Genomic DNA, 18207 nt, shown 5'->3' on the forward strand with positions numbered 1-18207 from the left:
AGAATAAATAACCCAATTACCTATTACCTATTACCTATTTACTCAAAGTAAGTTCTTCCTTTTTACCTAGAATACCTTGAGGTCGCCAAATCATTAATACCATCAGAATTAGACCGATAAACATAATTCTAAAAGCACCGATTCTTTCTGCATCTAGACGAATAATTTTTATTTTTGGTAAGAATTCCCTGGTTAAAGCATCATAGGCGAAATAAATAACTGAACCTAAAATCGCGCCAATATTATTCCCAGAACCGCCTAAAATAATCATAATCCAACCATCAAAGGTAAGTTGTGGTTGAAAATTATCAGGATAAATTGCGCTTAGTTGCCAAGCAAAGAAAGCACCAGCAACACCTGCGATCGCACCACCCAACATTAAAGATTGTAACTTGTACCAAAAAACATTTTTACCCAAAGCTTTGGGTATTTCTTCATCTTCGCGGATAGCTTTAAGAACGCGTCCCCAGGGAGAATTAACTAAAAATTCTAACCGCCAGAATACGAAAGCTAATACTAATAAAGCCAACAACATTAAACCTGCTTTCGGATTGTAATTATACAGTCCCAATGTGCCAGAGATATCAATGGCAACTGATAATAAACCCAGAATAATACCTACTACCAACCGAGAAATAAATTCTTTTTTCAGAGAAACATTGGCAGAATTGTGAGCAGTTTTCACCCAACGCCAGAGAGAGAATAAAGTGATAATTGTCAGTAAAGTAAGTATCCCAATCATCAAAAATCGGACAAATAAATTAGGGCTTGTACTCAGAGGAATAGTATAACTTTGGACACCAAAAGCACCAGACACCCAGCGATCGCCCACTGGTAACTCCTGGTTATTGATCACCAATCTAATTAACTCTCCTGTACCAATAGTAACAATACCCAGATAATCTTCCCGTAAGCGCAAAGTGGCAAAACCAATCACCAAACCCAACAAAGCTGCCACAATTGCCCCAGCAATAGCAGAGAATAATAGAGGTACACCCTTTAAACTTAGCAACACCGTAGTGTACGCGCCCAAAGTCATAAAAGCAATATGACCAAAATTAATTAATCCGGTAAAACCCCATTGTAAATTTAGTCCCAGCCCAAACAAAGCAAAAGTGGCGGCAGAAATAGCCAGAAAAATCAGGTATTCAATCATAATTAGTTCTTAGTCATTAGTCATTAGTTATTTAGTTATTTAGTTATTAGGTATGGGCAGTGATTCACCTTTTCATTTCTTCCTACTCCTTACTGCCTGTCTATGGAAATGCAACGGAATAGATTGTAGTGTATCTTAGGTAATGTTAACTATAGATTGGCAATATTTCTATCGTTGTTAGGTAAAGTTGGAAATGAATTTACTACGAATCAGGATGCACCATCTCATCGAGCAAATATCTGATGAAGATCTACAAATAGTTTGGGGAGTTGTTCAAGCTTTGTATTTTGACTCCTATATGCTTAAAGCCATAAAGGAAGTAAAATCATCACAGCATCCCTGGGACATACTCAATCATGATGAGGCAATCAGACAGTTAATGTTTATGTGAGTAAGTTAACAAAAAATTGGTGAGTAAGAGTGAATCTGGAAGTAGAAGTCCGCTACGCAAAGTCTTTTTTGGCAGACCTAAAAAGTTTAGAACCCGTGGCCTATGAACGGGTCTACAATTTTGTATTTGTTGAATTTACAGAAAATAAATGGCATTTGCACAACCTACCAAAGCTGCGACAGCTAGATGAGCAAGGTATTTTTTATCGTTTTACTATAGATAATTATCTCATAGGTATAGAAATTAGGGGGGAATTAGTGAAATTCTTACGTGTCCTTCCTATGCCAGATGTGTGAATTTGACCAGAAACCAAAAATAAAACTGGTGAAGATTTATTTGACTTTAGTCGGAATCTCAATTATAAACTGAGTACCTTTTCCTTCCACAGAGGAACATTTTAACAAGCCCTTGTGTTTTTCTGTAACTATTTGATAGCTAATAGAAAGTCCAAGTCCAGTCCCTTTACCTATAGATTTAGTTGTGTAGAAAGGGTTAAAAATACTTACCACCACTGATTCTGGAATTCCTATTCCATTGTCAGTAATGATAATTTTTACTCGATTGTCACTAGACTTTTCTGTGGAAATTTTAATATAACCAGTTTCTTGTTTCTCTTGTTGATATTGGCAATCGCTATATTTTTGTTCTATGGCATCAATAGCATTGCTAATTATGTTCATAAACACTTGATTCAGTTGCCCTACATAGCATTCTACCAGTGGTAAATTGCCATAGTTCTTAATCAATTGAATCTTAGGACGTTCTGATTTTGCTTTCAACCTGTTGTCCAGAATAGTAATGGTACTATCAATACCTTCATGTAGATTCACATTCTTGACTTCTGCTTCATCTAACCGAGAAAAGTTACGTAGAGAAAGAACAATTTCCCGAATCCGGTTAGTACCTAATCGCATGGACTGAAGCACTTTTATCATATCTTCAGTTATAAATTCTAGATCAATTGCTTCTATTTCTGCTTGTATTTCTGATGATGGTTCAGGATAGCGTTGCTGATATAACTTGATTAAGTTTAATAAATCTTGGGTGTATCCTTCAATATGATCTAAATTACCATGAATAAAGTTAACGGGATTATTAATTTCATGGGCTACACCTGCTACCATTTGCCCTAAACTCGACATTTTCTCGCTCTGAATCATTTGCATTTGGGTATGTTGCAGTTCTATCAAAGCTTTTTCAAGTTCATTTGTCTTTTGTTGTAAAGCTATTTCAGCTTGTTTTCGATCAGTAATATCTCGTGAAATTCCTACAGTTTGAATTACACGCCCTTCTATATCAAAGATTGCGTTTTTAATGGTGCTGAAAGTATGAACTACTCCATCATGGCGGGTAACAGGTTCTTCCAATAACATAGTTTTGCCAGTATTGAAAACGTAAGCATCATCTTTAACATATTGCTGTGTATAATCGGGATTATTGAATGGAGCATCAATAATTGCTTGCAGCTGTTCCATAGTCATGGCATAGTAATCACGAAATGCTTTATTAGCATAGATAATACGTGATTCTGCACCTTTACAGAGAACAAAATCTGGAATGGAATCGAGGATTTGTTGATAGAGATTTTTTACTTCTAATAATTCCTTTTCAGTCTTTTTACGCTCTGTTATTTCCGTATTAGTGCCAATAAGTCTATAAATTTCTCCTTGGTCATTTTTGGAGGGAGACAGTGTTGTCAAAAACCATCGTGTCTCTTCATTGAAGTGAACAGACTCTTCGTATGAGATAGTAGTTCCTGCTCGCATACACTGCTGATAGGTTTCTTCAAAGCGAAGTCCAGTTTCTTCTCCAAATACTTCAAAAGCAGTTTTACCCTGAACCTGCTGAGTAGTCAAACCAGTAATTTTTTCAATTAATGGATTGAAACTGAACATGCGAAATTCACGTGTTTTTGTCACATCTATGACGAAAATACCCACTTCTGCTGTTATATAGATACTTTGTAAAAATTCCTCTCGTTGACGCAGTTGTTCTTCTACCTGTTTGCGTTCTGTCACATTCCGGCAAACAATTACACCACCGTGAATCTTACCTTGATCATCTACAAGAGGTGTCCCATTAACAATAGTCCACATTCCTTCTTGATCTTGCTCATGTTGGCTAAATACTTCTAGATTGTCGAAACTTTCACCATTTAAGGTACGTAATAGAGGAATTTTTACTGTTGGAAATGGCATAATCTGATCTGGACGAAATAGTTCATAATGCTGTGACGATTCCTCTGATTGGGTTTGTGTACTATTGCTACCGTACATCTTAGAAGCTGCTGGGTTCACGATGACACATTTTCCCTCTTTATCAGCGACAATGACCCCATCACTGATGCTATTAAGGATCAGTTGTAATAAATTGGTTTTTTCTTGGAGTTCTATTTCAACAGATTGGCCTTCGCTTTCTTGATTTATATCTTGATGTTGATCTATTTTTTTATCATGAGTATCTAACTTACGTAAATACGCTAGTTCCTGTTCTAGCTTATTTACTTTCTGTCGCAATGAGTGTATTTCTTGCTTGAGAGTTTCAGTTTCATTTATATTAGGTTGATGATCAGAGGATGTTATAATAGTTTCAGATAAATGATCCATATTAAATCTGTGAGTGTTTGTATAATCAGAGAAAAACTCTAGACCACAGGAATTACGCAAAATCTAATGAAAGTATTAGCAATGCCTGAGTTACTGTTACGCAAGAATAAAGTTTCTGGTCACATAGCCCCTAAGTCTTACTAAAAGTTAGTTTGTATATATTATATATAAAGTATGTGAACTAAGCGTATATTAATAGCTGCGTTGAGAAGTAAAAGTAAATAATTATTAAAAAATAGTCCCCAAGAGGTGATGAACAAATGATGGGGAGTGTATGGATATTTATTCCTACTCAGCACCTACAGTTTTTACCGTGATGGAAGTATGGTAGTTGAGTGTATTATTACTTTTACCTTATTTAAGATACATTATTATGAATGTGTAGACAAGCGATCGCCCTAAATCAGCCCTAAATCATGAGATTTTGGATTGATTGGACGGAGAAATCTAAGTGCTTGTTACCATCAAATAATTATTTATAGTTTTACTAATCAGCAATCGTCAGCCACCTGACTACAAACTGTATAAGACAAAGCAGGGATCGCCAGAACCATACATTAAACTGGAGTTTGACCAATATATTTGAGAATTCCCTCTTATGGATGCTAAGGCACTTTGGCAACGATACCAAGATTGGTTATATTTCCACGAGGGATTAGGACTGTATCTAGATATCAGCCGGATGCGGTTTGATAACGCCTTCGTGGAATCGTTGCAGTCAAAATTTGAAAAAGCATTTGCGGATATGGTCGCCTTAGAAAAAGGTGCGATCGCCAATCCTGACGAAAATCGCATGGTAGGACACTACTGGTTGCGGAATCCAGACCTAGCACCCACCCCAGAACTGACCCAAGAAATTGTTCAAACCTTAGAACAAATCGAAACTTTTGCGGATCAGGTGCATACAGGTGCAATTCATCCCCCCAAAGAAAGCTGCTTTACGGACGTTATTTCCATCGGTATTGGTGGTTCAGCATTAGGTCCCCAGTTTGTTGCTGAAGCCCTTGCCCCTGATTCTCCCCCTCTTAACATTCACTTTATTGATAACACCGATCCTGCTGGCATTGATCGGGTTCTCTCCCATATCAACAACCTAGCGACTACCTTAGTATTAGTCATTTCTAAATCCGGTGGTACACCAGAACCCCGCAACGGCATGATCGAGGTCAAAAAAGCCTACGCAGCCAAAAATTTAGACTTTGCTAAATATGCAGTGGCCATTACCAGCGCAGATAGTAACTTAGATAAAGTTGCACAATCTGAAGGTTGGTTAACCACTGTCCCCATGTATGACTGGGTAGGAGGACGCACTTCCGAAATGTCCTCTGTGGGATTAGTACCAGCAGCATTACAGGGTATTGATATCCGTGCCATGTTAGATGGGGCAAAGGAAATGGACGATGCTACCCGCATCTCTAACCTGAAAAATAACCCAGCGGCTTTATTAGCTTTGGCTTGGTATTTCTCTGGAAATGGCAAAGGCGAAAAAGACATGGTTGTCTTACCCTACAAAGATAGCTTGTTATTATTTAGCCGTTACTTACAGCAGTTGGTAATGGAATCTTTAGGTAAAGAACAAGATTTAGACGGCAAAACCGTATATCAAGGTATAGCCGTTTATGGTAACAAAGGTTCTACCGACCAACACGCCTATGTTCAACAATTACGGGAAGGTGTGCCTAACTTCTTTGCAACCTTAATTGAGGTGTTAGAAGATCGGCAAACTCCATCTCCAGAAATTGATCCTGGTGTCACAGCCGGTGATTATTTATCTGGTTTCTTGCTAGGAACTCGTCAAGCACTGTACGAGAATAACCGTGATTCTATTACAGTTACCATTCCTCAAGTTAATGCCCGCACAGTTGGCGCGTTAATTGCATTATATGAACGGGCGGTAGGTTTATATGCCAGCTTAGTTAATATTAATGCTTATCACCAACCTGGTGTGGAAGCTGGTAAAAAGGCCGCAGCGACAATTCTGGATTTACAAAAACGAGTTGTGGAAGTTCTACAAAAAGAGAAAAAAGCACTTTCTATTGCAGAAATTGCTGATAAAGCCGGGAGTCCAGAACAAGTTGAAGCAATTTACAAAATTCTCCGTCATCTCCACGCTAATCATCGCGGTGTGGTGTTCACAGGTGATTTAAGTAAACCCGCAAGTTTAACCGTTTCTCTCGGTTAACACCCATTAATTACAGCATATTTCATTCTTATGAGGTACAAATCATAATAAAGAAACTCTTGTGGAGTGGGCATCTTGCCCGCCAATAATGTACCTCATTACACCGGAAAGTGCTGTATCATTTTGTTAAATCCCTGATTTCTTTAGGAAGTCGGGGATTTTTCAGAAGGATAAACCAATCACCAATCACCGATTTAGCCAAATATTAATTTTGTCATCCATACCACCACTAGCCAGCATTGTCCCATCGGTACTAAAAGCGATATCTTTGGTGGGTTGTGTCCATGCACTGGCAGAATTATTAGTTTCAGTCAGTGGATTTTTTAACTCTCCTGTGGTTAAATCCCATAGTTTAATCCCATCTTGGGCCGCACTAGCTAGGGTTTTACCATCGGCATTAATCGCAATAGCATTAACTGGAAAGTTATGTCCGGTGAAGGTTTGCAGTTGTTCACCATTATTGATATTCCAAATTTTAATAGTTTTATCTCCACTGGCACTGACTAAGGTTTCACCATTAGGTGTAAAAGTTAAACCAGTAACAACCTGAGAATGGACTTTTAACTGTTTAATTAATTGACGAGATTTTAAATCCCACAGTTTAACAATACCTTTGTTATCACCACTGGCTAAGGTCTGTCCATCAGGGCTAATAGCTAGGGTATAAATGATGTTATCGTAGCGAACTAAGGTAGCCAGTGGCAGTTGTTTTTGCAAATCCCACAAACGAATTCCGTCTAAACCACCACTGACCAAAATTTTACTGTCAGGAGTTGTGACCAAAGATAACACCGGGCTGGTATGTCCATCAAAAGCACGGCTAAATTCTAGGGTTTGGAGATTCCAAAGGTTGATTCTGTAATCACTCCCACAACTAACTAAGGTTTTAGCATCTGGAGAAATGAGGATGGAGTCTACAGACCCTTGATGCGCTCTGTTAATGGTAGCTAATTTTTTACCATTTTCAGGATTCCAAAAACGTATGATTGGTTCATTGTTTGAACCTCCACTGACCAGTATTTTGCCATTGGGACTAAAGTTAAGTGATTTAACTGTTCCTGTGTGTCCTTTTAAGGTGCGAAGTAGTCGGGGTTGGGTAAAACTTATGTTTTCTGAAGAGTTGATTTTGACTTCCTTGGCCGCTTGAGCCGCATTGGTATCAAAGTTATATACCATTGGCATAGAAAACATCACTGCTGCTAAAATTGCCCAGTTCAAGTTGGACATCATCGCAGGTGTTTTACCTTCCCTTCTTCCTTCCGTTCTCACAGTTCCCTCACTTATCAGTAGAATTTCTACAATACAGTTGCTTGATTAACTATTGACGTGGTTTTTTCTTGGAAACTGTAATAATTGGTAACGGTGGACTGGAAGATTGAGGTGGTAAATAATGTTGGACTACTGTTTCTTCTGGGAGGGGTGGACGCTGCTGCATCTGCCATAATTTCAGCAATAAGGCCACTCCTGTTGTTCCTAGTCCAAAGGTAAATAGTGTCCAACTATCATCAAAACCTCCAATCAGCGCATCTACTATACCTATTGTTACTAAGGTGCTGATGATTGGTTCTTTGCGGTAGGCTGACTTCAAAAAACGAGGTAATACAGCGTTCATCACAGCTTAATTAGTTTCCGTTAACTTAATTTTTATTGTAAATTTATCCAGAATAGCGCAATTGCTACATTTTTATTTAAGGCTATTGAGGCATCTAACATTATAGTCTTGCAGTACAAAAATAAGGGTGTGGTAATTTGCCATTTTGTGTACGGTAGTTCTCAAAAATTAAAACCAGTCGGATGATCCAACTGGTTTTTGGTTATATTCTGTAGCTTCTGTAGCTTACTGTTGGAACTATTTCAAACCTAACCAACCAAGTACACCTTGATTAGTGACATATTCAATCACGACCATTAAGATAAAGCCAATCATTGCTGCACGTCCATTTAAACGTTCAGCGTATTCGTTAAATCCAAACTTTGGTTCTTCTAGTTTGGGGGTAACGTTTGGTTGTGGTTGTGCCATAATCGGAAGTTCCTCTCTTTATTTTGATGGTCAGCAAACGAAACTTAGTTAAAGAAGCTTTCAAAAAAAGCTTTCAGCAGTAAAAATTTTTTGGTGCAAATATTTTTGATGAATATTTGTGCCTCATTTACTTGCAATATGCTGTAAGTGTCTTTTCTGAAACTGCTGATTTTTATCTTTACAATTTTTAATGTTTCTTTATCTATTGTAAGAATTGTTGGGGATTCGTCAAGGGAAGGGTAATTGTTAAATTTGTCATTTTGAATGATTGAATACGGACTCAATGGAATAAATACTGCACTCTATAGTCAATCAAAACTGTAAGAATTCAGGAGTCAGGAGTCAGAATGTTTAATAAATCGCAAATAGTGTATTTGGGTATAAATGTAAAGAATCTGACTGTTGATGACTTTAAATTTTTACGAAATGCTGTGAGGCGTTAACTGAATTCTTACTCAAAAATTATTAGAGGCTATAAATAAATGGAAATTGGTGTACCTAAAGAAACTAAAGATCAGGAATTTCGGGTGGGTTTAAGTCCTTCTAGTGTGCGGGTTCTCCAGGAAAGCGGTCATACTGTGTTTGTGGAAACTCAAGCTGGTAATGGTGCTGGTTTTACTGATGATGATTACTGTGGTGCGGGAGCAAAAATTGTTGATGCTGCTGCTGCTTGGGAGCGGGAAATGGTGGTGAAGGTGAAAGAACCTTTAAAGACAGAGTACGATTTCTTACAAAAAAATCAATTATTATTTACTTATTTACACTTAGCTGCGGATCGGGGGTTAACGGAGTATTTGATGAATGCGGGGACTTGTGCGATCGCCTATGAAACTGTAGAACAGCCTGGTGTAAATCGGCTACCTTTGCTGACACCGATGAGTATTATTGCTGGGAGGTTAGCTGTACAGTTTGGGGCTAGATTCCTAGAACGTCAACAGGGAGGTAGAGGTGTTCTTTTAGGAGGTGTACCGGGAGTTAAAGCGGGTAAGGTGGTAATTCTCGGCGGTGGTGTTGTCGGTACGGAGGCGGCTAAAATTGCTGTGGGTATGGGTGCTTTAGTCCAAATTTTAGATGTAAATGTGGAGCGGTTATCTTATTTAGAAACTTTGTTTGGTTCAAGAGTTGAGTTAGTTTATAGCAATTCTGCCCATATTGAAACCGCAGTGAAAGAGGCTGATTTAGTTGTTGGTGCGGTTTTGATTCCTGGCAGAAAAGCACCAATTTTAGTATCCCGTGATTTGGTGAAACAAATGCGTCCAGGTTCTGTAATTGTTGATGTAGCGGTTGATCAAGGTGGATGTGTGGAAACTTTACATCCTACTTCTCACACTAATCCAGTTTACATTGATGAGGGTGTGGTACATTATGGTGTTCCCAATATGCCTGGTGCTGTACCTTGGACTTCAACCCAAGCACTGAATAATAGTACATTACCTTATGTGGTGCAGTTGGCTAATTTGGGGGTTAAGGCTTTGGACGTTAATCCGGCTTTGGGTAAGGGTTTAAATGTCCAAAATCATAAGTTGGTACATCCTGCTGTTCAAGAGGTTTTCCCTGATTTGGTGAGTTAATATAGGTTACAGGTTACAGGGAACAGGTGACAGGTGACAGGTGACAGATTTGATGGTCTGTTTTTATCATCCTGTTAGTTGCGCGGATGGGTGGGTGTAAAAATTTGGAGATGTGAAAAAATGGCTGTATTTCTTGATGGGCTTGGATTTGGAGCTATTTTTGTTGTTCACTCACCCGCGCACCTTACCCTGTCTGGATTTCAGCGTTTTTTGCTCTTGACGCAATCTCTGAAATGGACTATGATTATGACATCCGCGCAACTGAACCTCGAAAACCTAATATGTCAATGCTTTCAGGATGCCGCTATTGCAATTTACAATAATCCCTATTAGGGATTGAAACATCTATCCCCAGCACTAAAATCTCTTTTTTATGATATTGCAATTTACAATAATCCCTATTAGGGATTGAAACGTCAAGACTGCGCTGACCGATTACTGAAAAACCTATTGCAATTTACAATAATCCCTATTAGGGATTGAAACATCTGGCTTCTCTTTTAATCAAGATTTATCACAAATTGCAATTTACAATAATCCCTATTAGGGATTGAAACCTTTATTGATACCTTCTATCTTTTCATCCTGTACTATTGCAATTTACAATAATCCCTATTAGGGATTGAAACTTCACCCTCTACAACGGTTGATAATCTATGAATTATTGCAATTTACAATAATCCCTATTAGGGATTGAAACATCATCTTTTCTACTCCTTGGGTTAGGTTTTAATAATTGCAATTTACAATAATCCCTATTAGGGATTGAAACATGTTATTAAACTGAGGTAAAAATTGATTTACTGTTTGATTTATTGCAATTTACAATAATCCCTATTAGGGATTGAAACAAATGAGCAGCTAAATATCTTAAATCAGATTTTTGATTGCAATTTACAATAATCCCTATTAGGGATTGAAACTGTTAGATGTTTTTTGGCTCGCCACAGAATTAACAATTGCAATTTACAATAATCCCTATTAGGGATTGAAACTAAGCTGCCCATTGATTCCTGAATATCTTGATTTTATTGCAATTTACAATAATCCCTATTAGGGATTGAAACATCATTGAAAATCCTACAGGACTTGTCAATAACGGATATTGCAATTTACAATAATCCCTATTAGGGATTGAAACCCTATCCCCACCAATATATGATTTGTATACATATATTTAAATTGCAATTTACAATAATCCCTATTAGGGATTGAAACCGAATCTCCCACTCCGAAATTTTAGCTATTAATTATTGCAATTTACAATAATCCCTATTAGGGATTGAAACGTCATGGCTACACCAGATACCATTAATGCCCAATTGCAATTTACAATAATCCCTATTAGGGATTGAAACCATGAGCATTGTGATCATTTTTGTAGCACAAGTACAAATTGCAATTTACAATAATCCCTATTAGGGATTGAAACATTTATTATATAAAGCTAAGTGCTTTTTGATAAGAATTGCAATTTACAATAATCCCTATTAGGGATTGAAACATCACGAATTATTTTTATATTATCAAATTCCGGTAATTGCAATTTACAATAATCCCTATTAGGGATTGAAACGGATCAAGATTGCATTATCAGTAGCAGATAATTCTATTGCAATTTACAATAATCCCTATTAGGGATTGAAACATCCTTACTGGGTAATCCTGATAAGTCAGGCAATTGTGATGAGCCATAGTAAAATGATAAAGACCACAATAAATCATTTCTAATGAAATCTCATCAAAGGGGAGAGAAAGTTCGTCAGCTACAGCATCACCTAAATCGACTAAAACCGCATAAAACAACCAACCCGGATTTCTCACAAAGAAATAAAAAAAGGGGTCAAAAACTGAGAAAATGTATATGTAGAAAGCATTTCAACAGTTATAAAGTATGACCCCAGTATCAACAGATTGTACACCAAAGCAGTTCAAATTTGAAAGAGAAAAAGCTCGCCCAGTTGTAGTAAATTTCCAGGGTGGAAGAGTAACATCAGATGCAGGACTAAGTTTAATTGCGGAGATAGATAAGAAACTGCAAATCACATCAAGACTAGCGCAATGTTTCCAAGATTACAGGCAGCCAAATAGAAAACAACATTCAATAGAAAACCTCATAGCACAAAGAATATATGGGTTAATCATGGGATATGAAGACCTCAACGACCATGAAGAACTAAGACATGACCCAATGTTCGCTCTCTTCATAGGAAAAAGAATAAATCAAGAGAATGAACCAATAATATTAGCAGGGAAAAGTACATTAAATCGTTTAGAACATTGTCCAGAAAACATAGAACAGGGAACAGAAAGTAGATATCATCGCATCGGACACTCAACAGCAGAAATAGAAAAATTATTTATCAAAATATTTCTAGAATCATACCCAAAAGAACCGAAACAAATAATCTTAGACCTAGACGTGACAGATGATTTAGTACATGGAAATCAAGAACAAGTATTTTTCAACACATATTATGGAGCATATTGTTATGCACCACTATATATATTCTGTGGCAAACATCTATTAGCAGCCAAATTAAGACCATCAAACGTAGACCCAGCAGCAGGAGCATTATCAGAATTACAGAGAGTCATTAAACAAAGTTTAGTTAAAACTGAATTACAGAATGCACAAGTTGGCACTATCCGTACCAAGTTGTTGAAGTTAGGAGCTTTGATTAAGATAACAACCAGACGAGTTTTAATTGCGATTAATAGTTCTTGTCCCTACAAGGATATTTATGCGACTGCTTACCGTTGTTTGCAGTTGTTACCCAATCCTGGTTAATTCTTTGGCGGCAATTATCACGCTCATTTCTAGTTTTTATTAGGGTTGAAAAACTTGTTTTTTCTTAACTCTGTTTTTTGATGTCTAAGTTCACTAAAATAATTTTTATCTCCGTATATACCAAGACATTTATATGATATATTTGACGACTTTTGTTGAATTTATACGGTGACATTTATTTTTTATCATCGCCGCGCTTCATGTATCAAATAAATGCCACTTGCTGTGGCTTTTCATCAATGATTTTTTCTTCTTGTGAGAAATCCGGGTGAAAAGGATTTCCCCCGTGTTCAAAATTAACCTGTTCATTGAGGAGTTGTACAGGTAATCTTTTTTCTATGAATAATTCTGGACGTTGGGGGGTAGGGGTAGTCATGGAGGCGCAGAGATTTGGGTATTAATTAATATATTTTATTATAAGTGGGTGGCTTGTCAATTGATTGTCTGAATCAGGATGTCCAGGATTACAGGATTTACAGGATGGGGTGATTTTTTATTGTCTGAATTAGGTTTTTTCAGGTTTGATAATTTCCAGGATTTTTTTGTCTGAATCAGGTGGTTATCGAGCGAAGTCGAGATAATGTCCAGAATTTAAGGATGTACAGGATTTGATTATTCTCTAAATTCGGAGAAAATTAATTACACCATCAACACTCAACCGTCATCTGTCATTAATCAATTTGTAAATTTTTCGGATTGTTGAGAATGAAATGATTATCTTGTTTCACTAAATCACCTATACAGTGAATTTGTAACCGTTCTTGATAAGCTTTAATAGCTAAGATATAATCCTGATTAGCTAGAACTGTTTTAATTTCTTGTAATTTCTCAAACACTGCACCTAATAATGTGATTTCTCCTCTCAGCTTATCATTTTCTGGAGTAGCAATTTGCATGACAACACCTTGAACAGTGAAGTTAGGGTAATTAGTAATAAACTCACTGAGAATATCAAATTGATCTCTATTCTCGACTATTTCTAATGTTTTTAAAATATCGCTAATTCTTTCAGCATAATCTCCTAAATTATGTTGAAGAGGTAACAAAATTTCATATTCATCTGTGGTGTCTTTTTTTAATCGCCAAATTGCCCCAGTATCATTATAAATTCGTCCTGTTTCCTGCCATCCTGTAGCTTGGAGGTGTGCCTGAATAATATCAGGTTGAACTGTTTTCAGTGTTTGACTATCTTTGATGGTAACTTTCATGGCAATTCTCCAAAACTAATCCGTTGAATAATGGCTTGAAGTGCATCTGGTGTAAACTGATTATGACGTGGTATTTCAATAGTAACATTGGTTGTATTGGTGGTATCTGGCATTCCGCGTAATGAAACCCAGTAAGCACAATATCTCAGACACAGTTCATCTTCAGTTTGTTTTATCCAGTCTGTGATTTTTTCTGGAACTAGGACAACTACTAAAATTCTCGGTACAAGAGAATTTATCCTTAAATCATGATAATTTTTGATGATGAGGGGATATTTAATAGAGTTTTCTTCAAGAACATCTCTAGCGGTACATTTAAGTTGCAATTCCAATCTGGGAGAAAAGATTTTACCTGTCCCACCTCTGCTAAGTATACCTAAATCTACACTATCATTATCTATTTCTGGTCTGTATAAAGAATAACCTGCTACAGAGGCGATCGCTCTAATGTATGTGATGCTAAATTGTTCTTTTTGTTGGTTAATATCCATAGTGGATAATGTTGTTCAATTATTTTTAATAAACTCTAGCCATTCAGTTAGAGTTTTTATATCATTTGTATTAGCTTGTTTTTGGATGTTTAAAGTTATGATTTCATGGCTACGTCCTTCATTTTTGGCTTCTGTTATTGCTGTTATTGGCATTGAGTATGTATTGTTACGCCTATCATGCTTACACTCCTCTGGATTTTGAACTGCCGTTTTTCCTCCTTTTCTGTTAATTGCTAACATTCCTTTTGCCCCATCTTTACCAAGTCCTGCTAGAAGGAGTCCAGCAATTTTACCAGTATGATTATCAGCAAGTTGTATCATTATTTTATCAATACAAGGTAAATTGTCTATGCCATTAGGATTTTCTATGTTATCTACATAATCAAATTCTTCTTGATAAATTTCTTCGGAATTAGATGCTTCTATCATTAATATATTTTTGTCTATTATAATTCTAGAGATTATACGTTTTTCAGGATATGCGTTTACCCAATAAGAATCAGGCAATATGTATAAATATCCTTTTTGAATAAGATAATTGAAATTTTCATCAACAAAAATTAGATGCTCCTTAATTTCATGAAAATTATAATTTATTATATCATTTATACAATTTTCTTTTTTAGGAATAACAAAATAGTCATGAACAGCCCAAATTATAGCCCAATCATTTAATAAATTAGTTTCCTGTAAGGCTTGACTAATAACTTGAGGTGTTCCTGTATTATATGTGGAAGCTCCAATACAAAGGATTTTAGTTGCAGGTTCAATTTGAGTAGAAGATTCTAAATTCATAATTTTCACAAAAAGTATCTAATCTCCTAATAAAACTCTAATCGCTTTTAACGCTTGACTCCGTTTACCATTACTAATCTTAGCAAACCAATAATGGGATTCTTCATAACTCATAGCTTTTATACCTTGGGCAATATTAGCAATTCTTTCTGGTTTAGAAAGTGGTTGTAACGTCTGAAATAACAAAGCTAAATTTATACCCGTTTCCTCAGTTAAAACATAAGGACTTTGGCGATTATGACTTAATGTTTTTGGGTCATAATTATTGGCTTTTAAACAATCATAAATCGCCTGTTTTACCTGAATTAAAACATTACCCTTTAACCTACCAATACGCTTGGCAGAAGGACGTTTCTTTTCTCCTGCCTTTTTATAAGCACATTGATACAATTCCAGGGCAAAGTTATTATTATCTGTGGGAACTACACGCAACTGAAACTCTTGCATACTTATTAACTGATGACTGTTTAGTGTTGACTGTTAACCGTGAACTGTCAAATGTTAACTATACTATTAATTCTTTTCTGATTTACTTTTAAGGGAGTTAAGATACGCATTTAATTTAGGTGATAGTTCATCAATAATTGGTTTTATTTTGTCTATTTGGTCTTGAGTTAACAACTTGCGCTGATACGCTAATCTTAACCAGTGTCTTGTTTCGTTTAAAGAACCTCTAGCTATCTTGACAAAACGTTGATTATCTTGCAAGTTGTAACGTCCATTACCCTCAGCTATGTTAGCACCAATACTATCTGTGGACTTCACCAATTGTTTACCAATAGTATCTTTAGCAAAATAATCCCAGTTTATAACAATAAACCAAATTTCATTGGCAAGTTTTTCCGATAACTGGTAAACTCGTAAATTCTGAAAATTTTCCATATTTTTTAAGTAATTACTATCAACCGTCAGCAGTCAACCGTCAACCGTCAACTGTCAACCGTCAGCAGTCAACAGTCAACAGTCAACAGTCAACTAATAGATGAATTTCGCCCGTCAACCGTCAACTGTCAACCGTCAGCAGTCAACAGTCAACAGTCAGCAGTCAGCAGTCAACCGTCAACCGTCAACTGTCAACCGTCAGCAGTCAACAGTCAACAGTCAACAGTCAACTAATAGATGAATTTCGCCATTAAATTTAACCTATCAACCGGGTTACGATTAAGGGCATTTTTGATGGTACTGATTTCTGAGCCATTTGGTTGTACTGGAGATGAAAATTTAAATATTAACTTCAGTGACACATCAGCTTTCACATCTGGACTACTTAGGGGTTGCTGAATAAAGGCAAAAGCCAGATAAATAAAGAGTTTAAGGGTAAGAAAAAAGGAATAAGGTGCAAGGAAAAGGTGTAAAATAGGTAAAAATCCTTGCATCAAGGTGCATCAAAATGTATCGCAAACAAAAACAACAAGACACGCAAGCGGAAGAATTTGAGTTACCCTTTGGGGGAAAACTAGCAGCAGATAACCGTTGGGTAATCTTGGCGAAAATAATACCTTGGACAGAATTTTTGTTGCAGAATACGCAGCCATATTTACTGAAGTTTTAGGCGCACCAGCCAAAACATTTAGAATGGCATTGGGAGCATTAATAATTAAAGAGAAACTAGGAACAAGTGATAGGGAAACAGTAGAACAGATTAGAGAAAACCCTTATCTGCAATACTTTATAGGAATGTCAGCCTATAGTAATCATTCCCCATTTGACCCATCAATGCTAGTTCATTTTCGAGAAAGAATAGATATGAACCTAGTAAACAGATTGAATCAAAAGATAGTCAAACAAGTATTAGAAAGTCAAGAGGAGGAAGAAGTAAAAGCAAAAAAGTCAGAAGTCGAGGATTCAAAAAGTGAGGTGAAGAATCGAGGTAAATTAATATTAGATGCTAGTTGTGCGCCAGCAGACATCAGTTATCCCACAGATTTAGGATTATTAAATCAAGCCAGAAAGCACACAGAAACAATAATAGATATATTATATAACTCTGTAAAAGTAAAAAATAGCAACAAACCAAGAACCTACAGAAAAATAGCCAGAAAAGAATATTTATTAGTAGCCAGAAAAAAGAAAGTAAAATCCGCTGAAAGAAGAAAAGCTATCAAGAAGCAACTGCAATATATCAAAAGAAACCTAGCCTATATTCAACAACTAATGAATGCGGGTGCGTCACTCTTAGAATTGAGCAACAGACAATATAAAATGTTGCTAGTAGTGGCAGAAGTGTATCGTCAACAACTATGGTTATATGAACATGAGAAACGGAGTATAGAAGACAGGATAGTCAGTTTAAGTCAACCACATATTCGTCCGATAGTACGTGGTAAAGCCGCTAAAAACACGGAATTTGGGGCAAAGTTCTCAGCTAGTTGCTTTGACGGCTATGTATTTTTAGACCAGATTAGTTGGGATAATTTTAATGAATCAGGAGATTTAAAATCTCAAGTAGAAGCTTACAAAAATTTTACCGGATATTATCCTGAATCTGTTCATGTAGATAAAATTTATCGGAGTAGGGAGAATCGAGATTGGTGCAAAGAAAGAGGAATTAGAATTAGTGGACCACCACTGGGTAGACCACCTAAAAATGTCAGCAAAGAAACAAAGAAACAAGCTATTGATGATGAACGGATTCGTAATTCTATTGAGGGGAAATTTGGACAAGGTAAACGAAGATTTAGCCTGGGTAGAGTCATGGCTAAATTGCCTCATACTTCTCTAACTTCTATTGCCCTAACTTTTTTAGTCATGAACCTTTCTACCCTGTTATCAAGGCTTTTTTGGGGATTTTTTTGTCAATTTTTCCAAATTACGTCTTTTTTCCTTTGTTTGATTAGTGAAATTAATTATTTAGTGAATTTTAGACAACAAAAACTTATCTTTATTTCTGCTTGACTACCCACTCAATTCTCCTCCAAGTTTTTTTCGACTTTTTCAGCAAACCCTAAATATATAAAAAAGTTAGAAAATTTCCCAAAATCTTATAACACTAGCTT

At 36.4% G+C, this 18207-nt stretch carries 18 protein-coding genes, 1 pseudogene and 1 CRISPR repeat array; of the genes and pseudogenes, 8 read left to right on the top strand and 11 right to left on the bottom strand.

Annotation, left to right across the window (positions count from 1 at the left end; all coding sequences use genetic code 11):
* Window positions 1-34: 34 nt before the first annotated feature.
* Entirely contained in the window at window positions 35-1156 is a 1122-nt protein-coding gene (locus tag WJM97_RS10720; RefSeq protein WP_353933011.1) for a branched-chain amino acid ABC transporter permease, read from the bottom strand.
* A gap of 193 nt (window positions 1157-1349) precedes the next feature.
* Between WJM97_RS10720 and WJM97_RS10725 the strand changes: the two genes are divergently transcribed.
* Window positions 1350-1547: a hypothetical protein gene (locus tag WJM97_RS10725; RefSeq protein ID WP_353933012.1), complete on the top strand. Its 198-nt coding sequence runs from the start codon at window positions 1350-1352 to the stop codon at window positions 1545-1547.
* A 35-nt stretch (window positions 1548-1582) separates the two neighbouring features.
* Entirely contained in the window at window positions 1583-1843 is a 261-nt protein-coding gene (locus tag WJM97_RS10730) for a cytotoxic translational repressor of toxin-antitoxin stability system (protein ID WP_353933147.1), read from the top strand.
* A gap of 36 nt (window positions 1844-1879) precedes the next feature.
* On the opposite strand, the gene WJM97_RS10735 is transcribed toward WJM97_RS10730, so the two are convergent.
* The gene (locus WJM97_RS10735; RefSeq protein ID WP_353933013.1) at window positions 1880-4153 is read right to left on the bottom strand and encodes a PAS domain-containing protein; all 2274 of its coding nucleotides are present in this window, start codon (window positions 4151-4153) and stop codon (window positions 1880-1882) included.
* A 598-nt stretch (window positions 4154-4751) separates the two neighbouring features.
* On the opposite strand from WJM97_RS10735, the gene WJM97_RS10740 reads away from it, so the two are divergent.
* Complete coding sequence (locus WJM97_RS10740; RefSeq protein ID WP_353933014.1) at window positions 4752-6335, top strand: glucose-6-phosphate isomerase; 1584 nt, start codon at window positions 4752-4754, stop codon at window positions 6333-6335.
* 186 nt (window positions 6336-6521) lie between these two features.
* Here the strand turns inward: WJM97_RS10740 and WJM97_RS10745 are convergent, their stop codons facing one another.
* The 3 genes from WJM97_RS10745 to WJM97_RS10755 form a co-directional block, all read right to left on the bottom strand.
* Window positions 6522-7604, bottom strand: a complete 1083-nt coding sequence (locus WJM97_RS10745) for a WD40 repeat domain-containing protein (protein ID WP_353933015.1) — start codon at window positions 7602-7604, stop codon at window positions 6522-6524.
* A 49-nt stretch (window positions 7605-7653) separates the two neighbouring features.
* A complete protein-coding gene (locus WJM97_RS10750; protein ID WP_353933148.1) occupies window positions 7654-7947 on the bottom strand; it encodes a hypothetical protein in 294 nt (97 codons plus the stop codon).
* 237 nt (window positions 7948-8184) lie between these two features.
* The gene (locus tag WJM97_RS10755) at window positions 8185-8355 is read right to left on the bottom strand and encodes a chlorophyll a/b-binding protein (RefSeq protein WP_353933016.1); all 171 of its coding nucleotides are present in this window, start codon (window positions 8353-8355) and stop codon (window positions 8185-8187) included.
* Between the two features lie 482 nt (window positions 8356-8837).
* Between WJM97_RS10755 and ald the strand changes: the two genes are divergently transcribed.
* The 3 genes and pseudogenes from ald (at window position 8838) to WJM97_RS10770 (ending at window position 12717) form a co-directional block, all read left to right on the top strand.
* Window positions 8838-9926: an alanine dehydrogenase gene (ald, locus tag WJM97_RS10760; protein ID WP_353933017.1), complete on the top strand. Its 1089-nt coding sequence runs from the start codon at window positions 8838-8840 to the stop codon at window positions 9924-9926.
* Window positions 9927-10232: 306 nt separating this feature from the next.
* A CRISPR array of direct repeats spans window positions 10233-11574; the repeat unit is 37 nt; unit sequence ATTGCAATTTACAATAATCCCTATTAGGGATTGAAAC.
* Window positions 11575-11820: 246 nt separating this feature from the next.
* Window positions 11821-12528 (top strand): annotated as a pseudogene (locus tag WJM97_RS10765) (IS1380 family transposase); the annotation flags it as partial.
* Window positions 12529-12588: 60 nt separating this feature from the next.
* A complete protein-coding gene (locus WJM97_RS10770) occupies window positions 12589-12717 on the top strand; it encodes a hypothetical protein (protein WP_353933149.1) in 129 nt (42 codons plus the stop codon).
* Between the two features lie 205 nt (window positions 12718-12922).
* On the opposite strand, the gene WJM97_RS10775 is transcribed toward WJM97_RS10770, so the two are convergent.
* The 6 genes from WJM97_RS10775 to WJM97_RS10800 all read right to left on the bottom strand — a co-directional run bounded on the left by WJM97_RS10775 (window position 12923) and on the right by WJM97_RS10800 (window position 16093).
* Window positions 12923-13093, bottom strand: a complete 171-nt coding sequence (locus WJM97_RS10775; RefSeq protein ID WP_353933018.1) for a hypothetical protein — start codon at window positions 13091-13093, stop codon at window positions 12923-12925.
* 295 nt (window positions 13094-13388) lie between these two features.
* On the bottom strand, window positions 13389-13925 hold the full coding sequence (locus WJM97_RS10780; RefSeq protein ID WP_353933019.1) for a hypothetical protein: 537 nt from the start codon (window positions 13923-13925) through the stop codon (window positions 13389-13391).
* Window positions 13922-14416, bottom strand: a complete 495-nt coding sequence (locus tag WJM97_RS10785; protein WP_353933020.1) for a DUF4365 domain-containing protein — start codon at window positions 14414-14416, stop codon at window positions 13922-13924. The genes WJM97_RS10780 and WJM97_RS10785 overlap by 4 nt, the downstream gene beginning before the upstream one ends.
* A gap of 15 nt (window positions 14417-14431) precedes the next feature.
* Complete coding sequence (locus tag WJM97_RS10790) at window positions 14432-15211, bottom strand: chemotaxis protein CheB (RefSeq protein ID WP_353933021.1); 780 nt, start codon at window positions 15209-15211, stop codon at window positions 14432-14434.
* A gap of 18 nt (window positions 15212-15229) precedes the next feature.
* On the bottom strand, window positions 15230-15658 hold the full coding sequence (locus WJM97_RS10795) for a hypothetical protein (RefSeq protein WP_353933022.1): 429 nt from the start codon (window positions 15656-15658) through the stop codon (window positions 15230-15232).
* A gap of 66 nt (window positions 15659-15724) precedes the next feature.
* Window positions 15725-16093 carry a four helix bundle protein gene (locus WJM97_RS10800; protein ID WP_353933023.1) on the bottom strand — a complete coding sequence of 123 codons (369 nt, stop codon included), beginning with the start codon at window positions 16091-16093 and terminating at the stop codon, window positions 15725-15727.
* Between the two features lie 100 nt (window positions 16094-16193).
* On the opposite strand from WJM97_RS10800, the gene WJM97_RS10805 reads away from it, so the two are divergent.
* The gene (locus WJM97_RS10805) at window positions 16194-16334 is read left to right on the top strand and encodes a hypothetical protein (protein WP_353933024.1); all 141 of its coding nucleotides are present in this window, start codon (window positions 16194-16196) and stop codon (window positions 16332-16334) included.
* Window positions 16335-16601: 267 nt separating this feature from the next.
* Window positions 16602-18106, top strand: a protein-coding gene (locus tag WJM97_RS10810; protein WP_353933025.1) for an IS5 family transposase whose coding sequence is annotated in 2 segments (ribosomal slippage) — window positions 16602-16721 and window positions 16724-18106 — 1503 coding nt in all. Because the reading frame shifts where the segments join, the coding sequence is not laid out codon by codon here.
* Window positions 18107-18207 lie beyond the last annotated feature (101 nt).

This window comes from Okeanomitos corallinicola TIOX110, assembly GCF_038050375.1.
Lineage (GTDB): Bacteria > Cyanobacteriota > Cyanobacteriia > Cyanobacteriales > Nostocaceae > Okeanomitos > Okeanomitos corallinicola.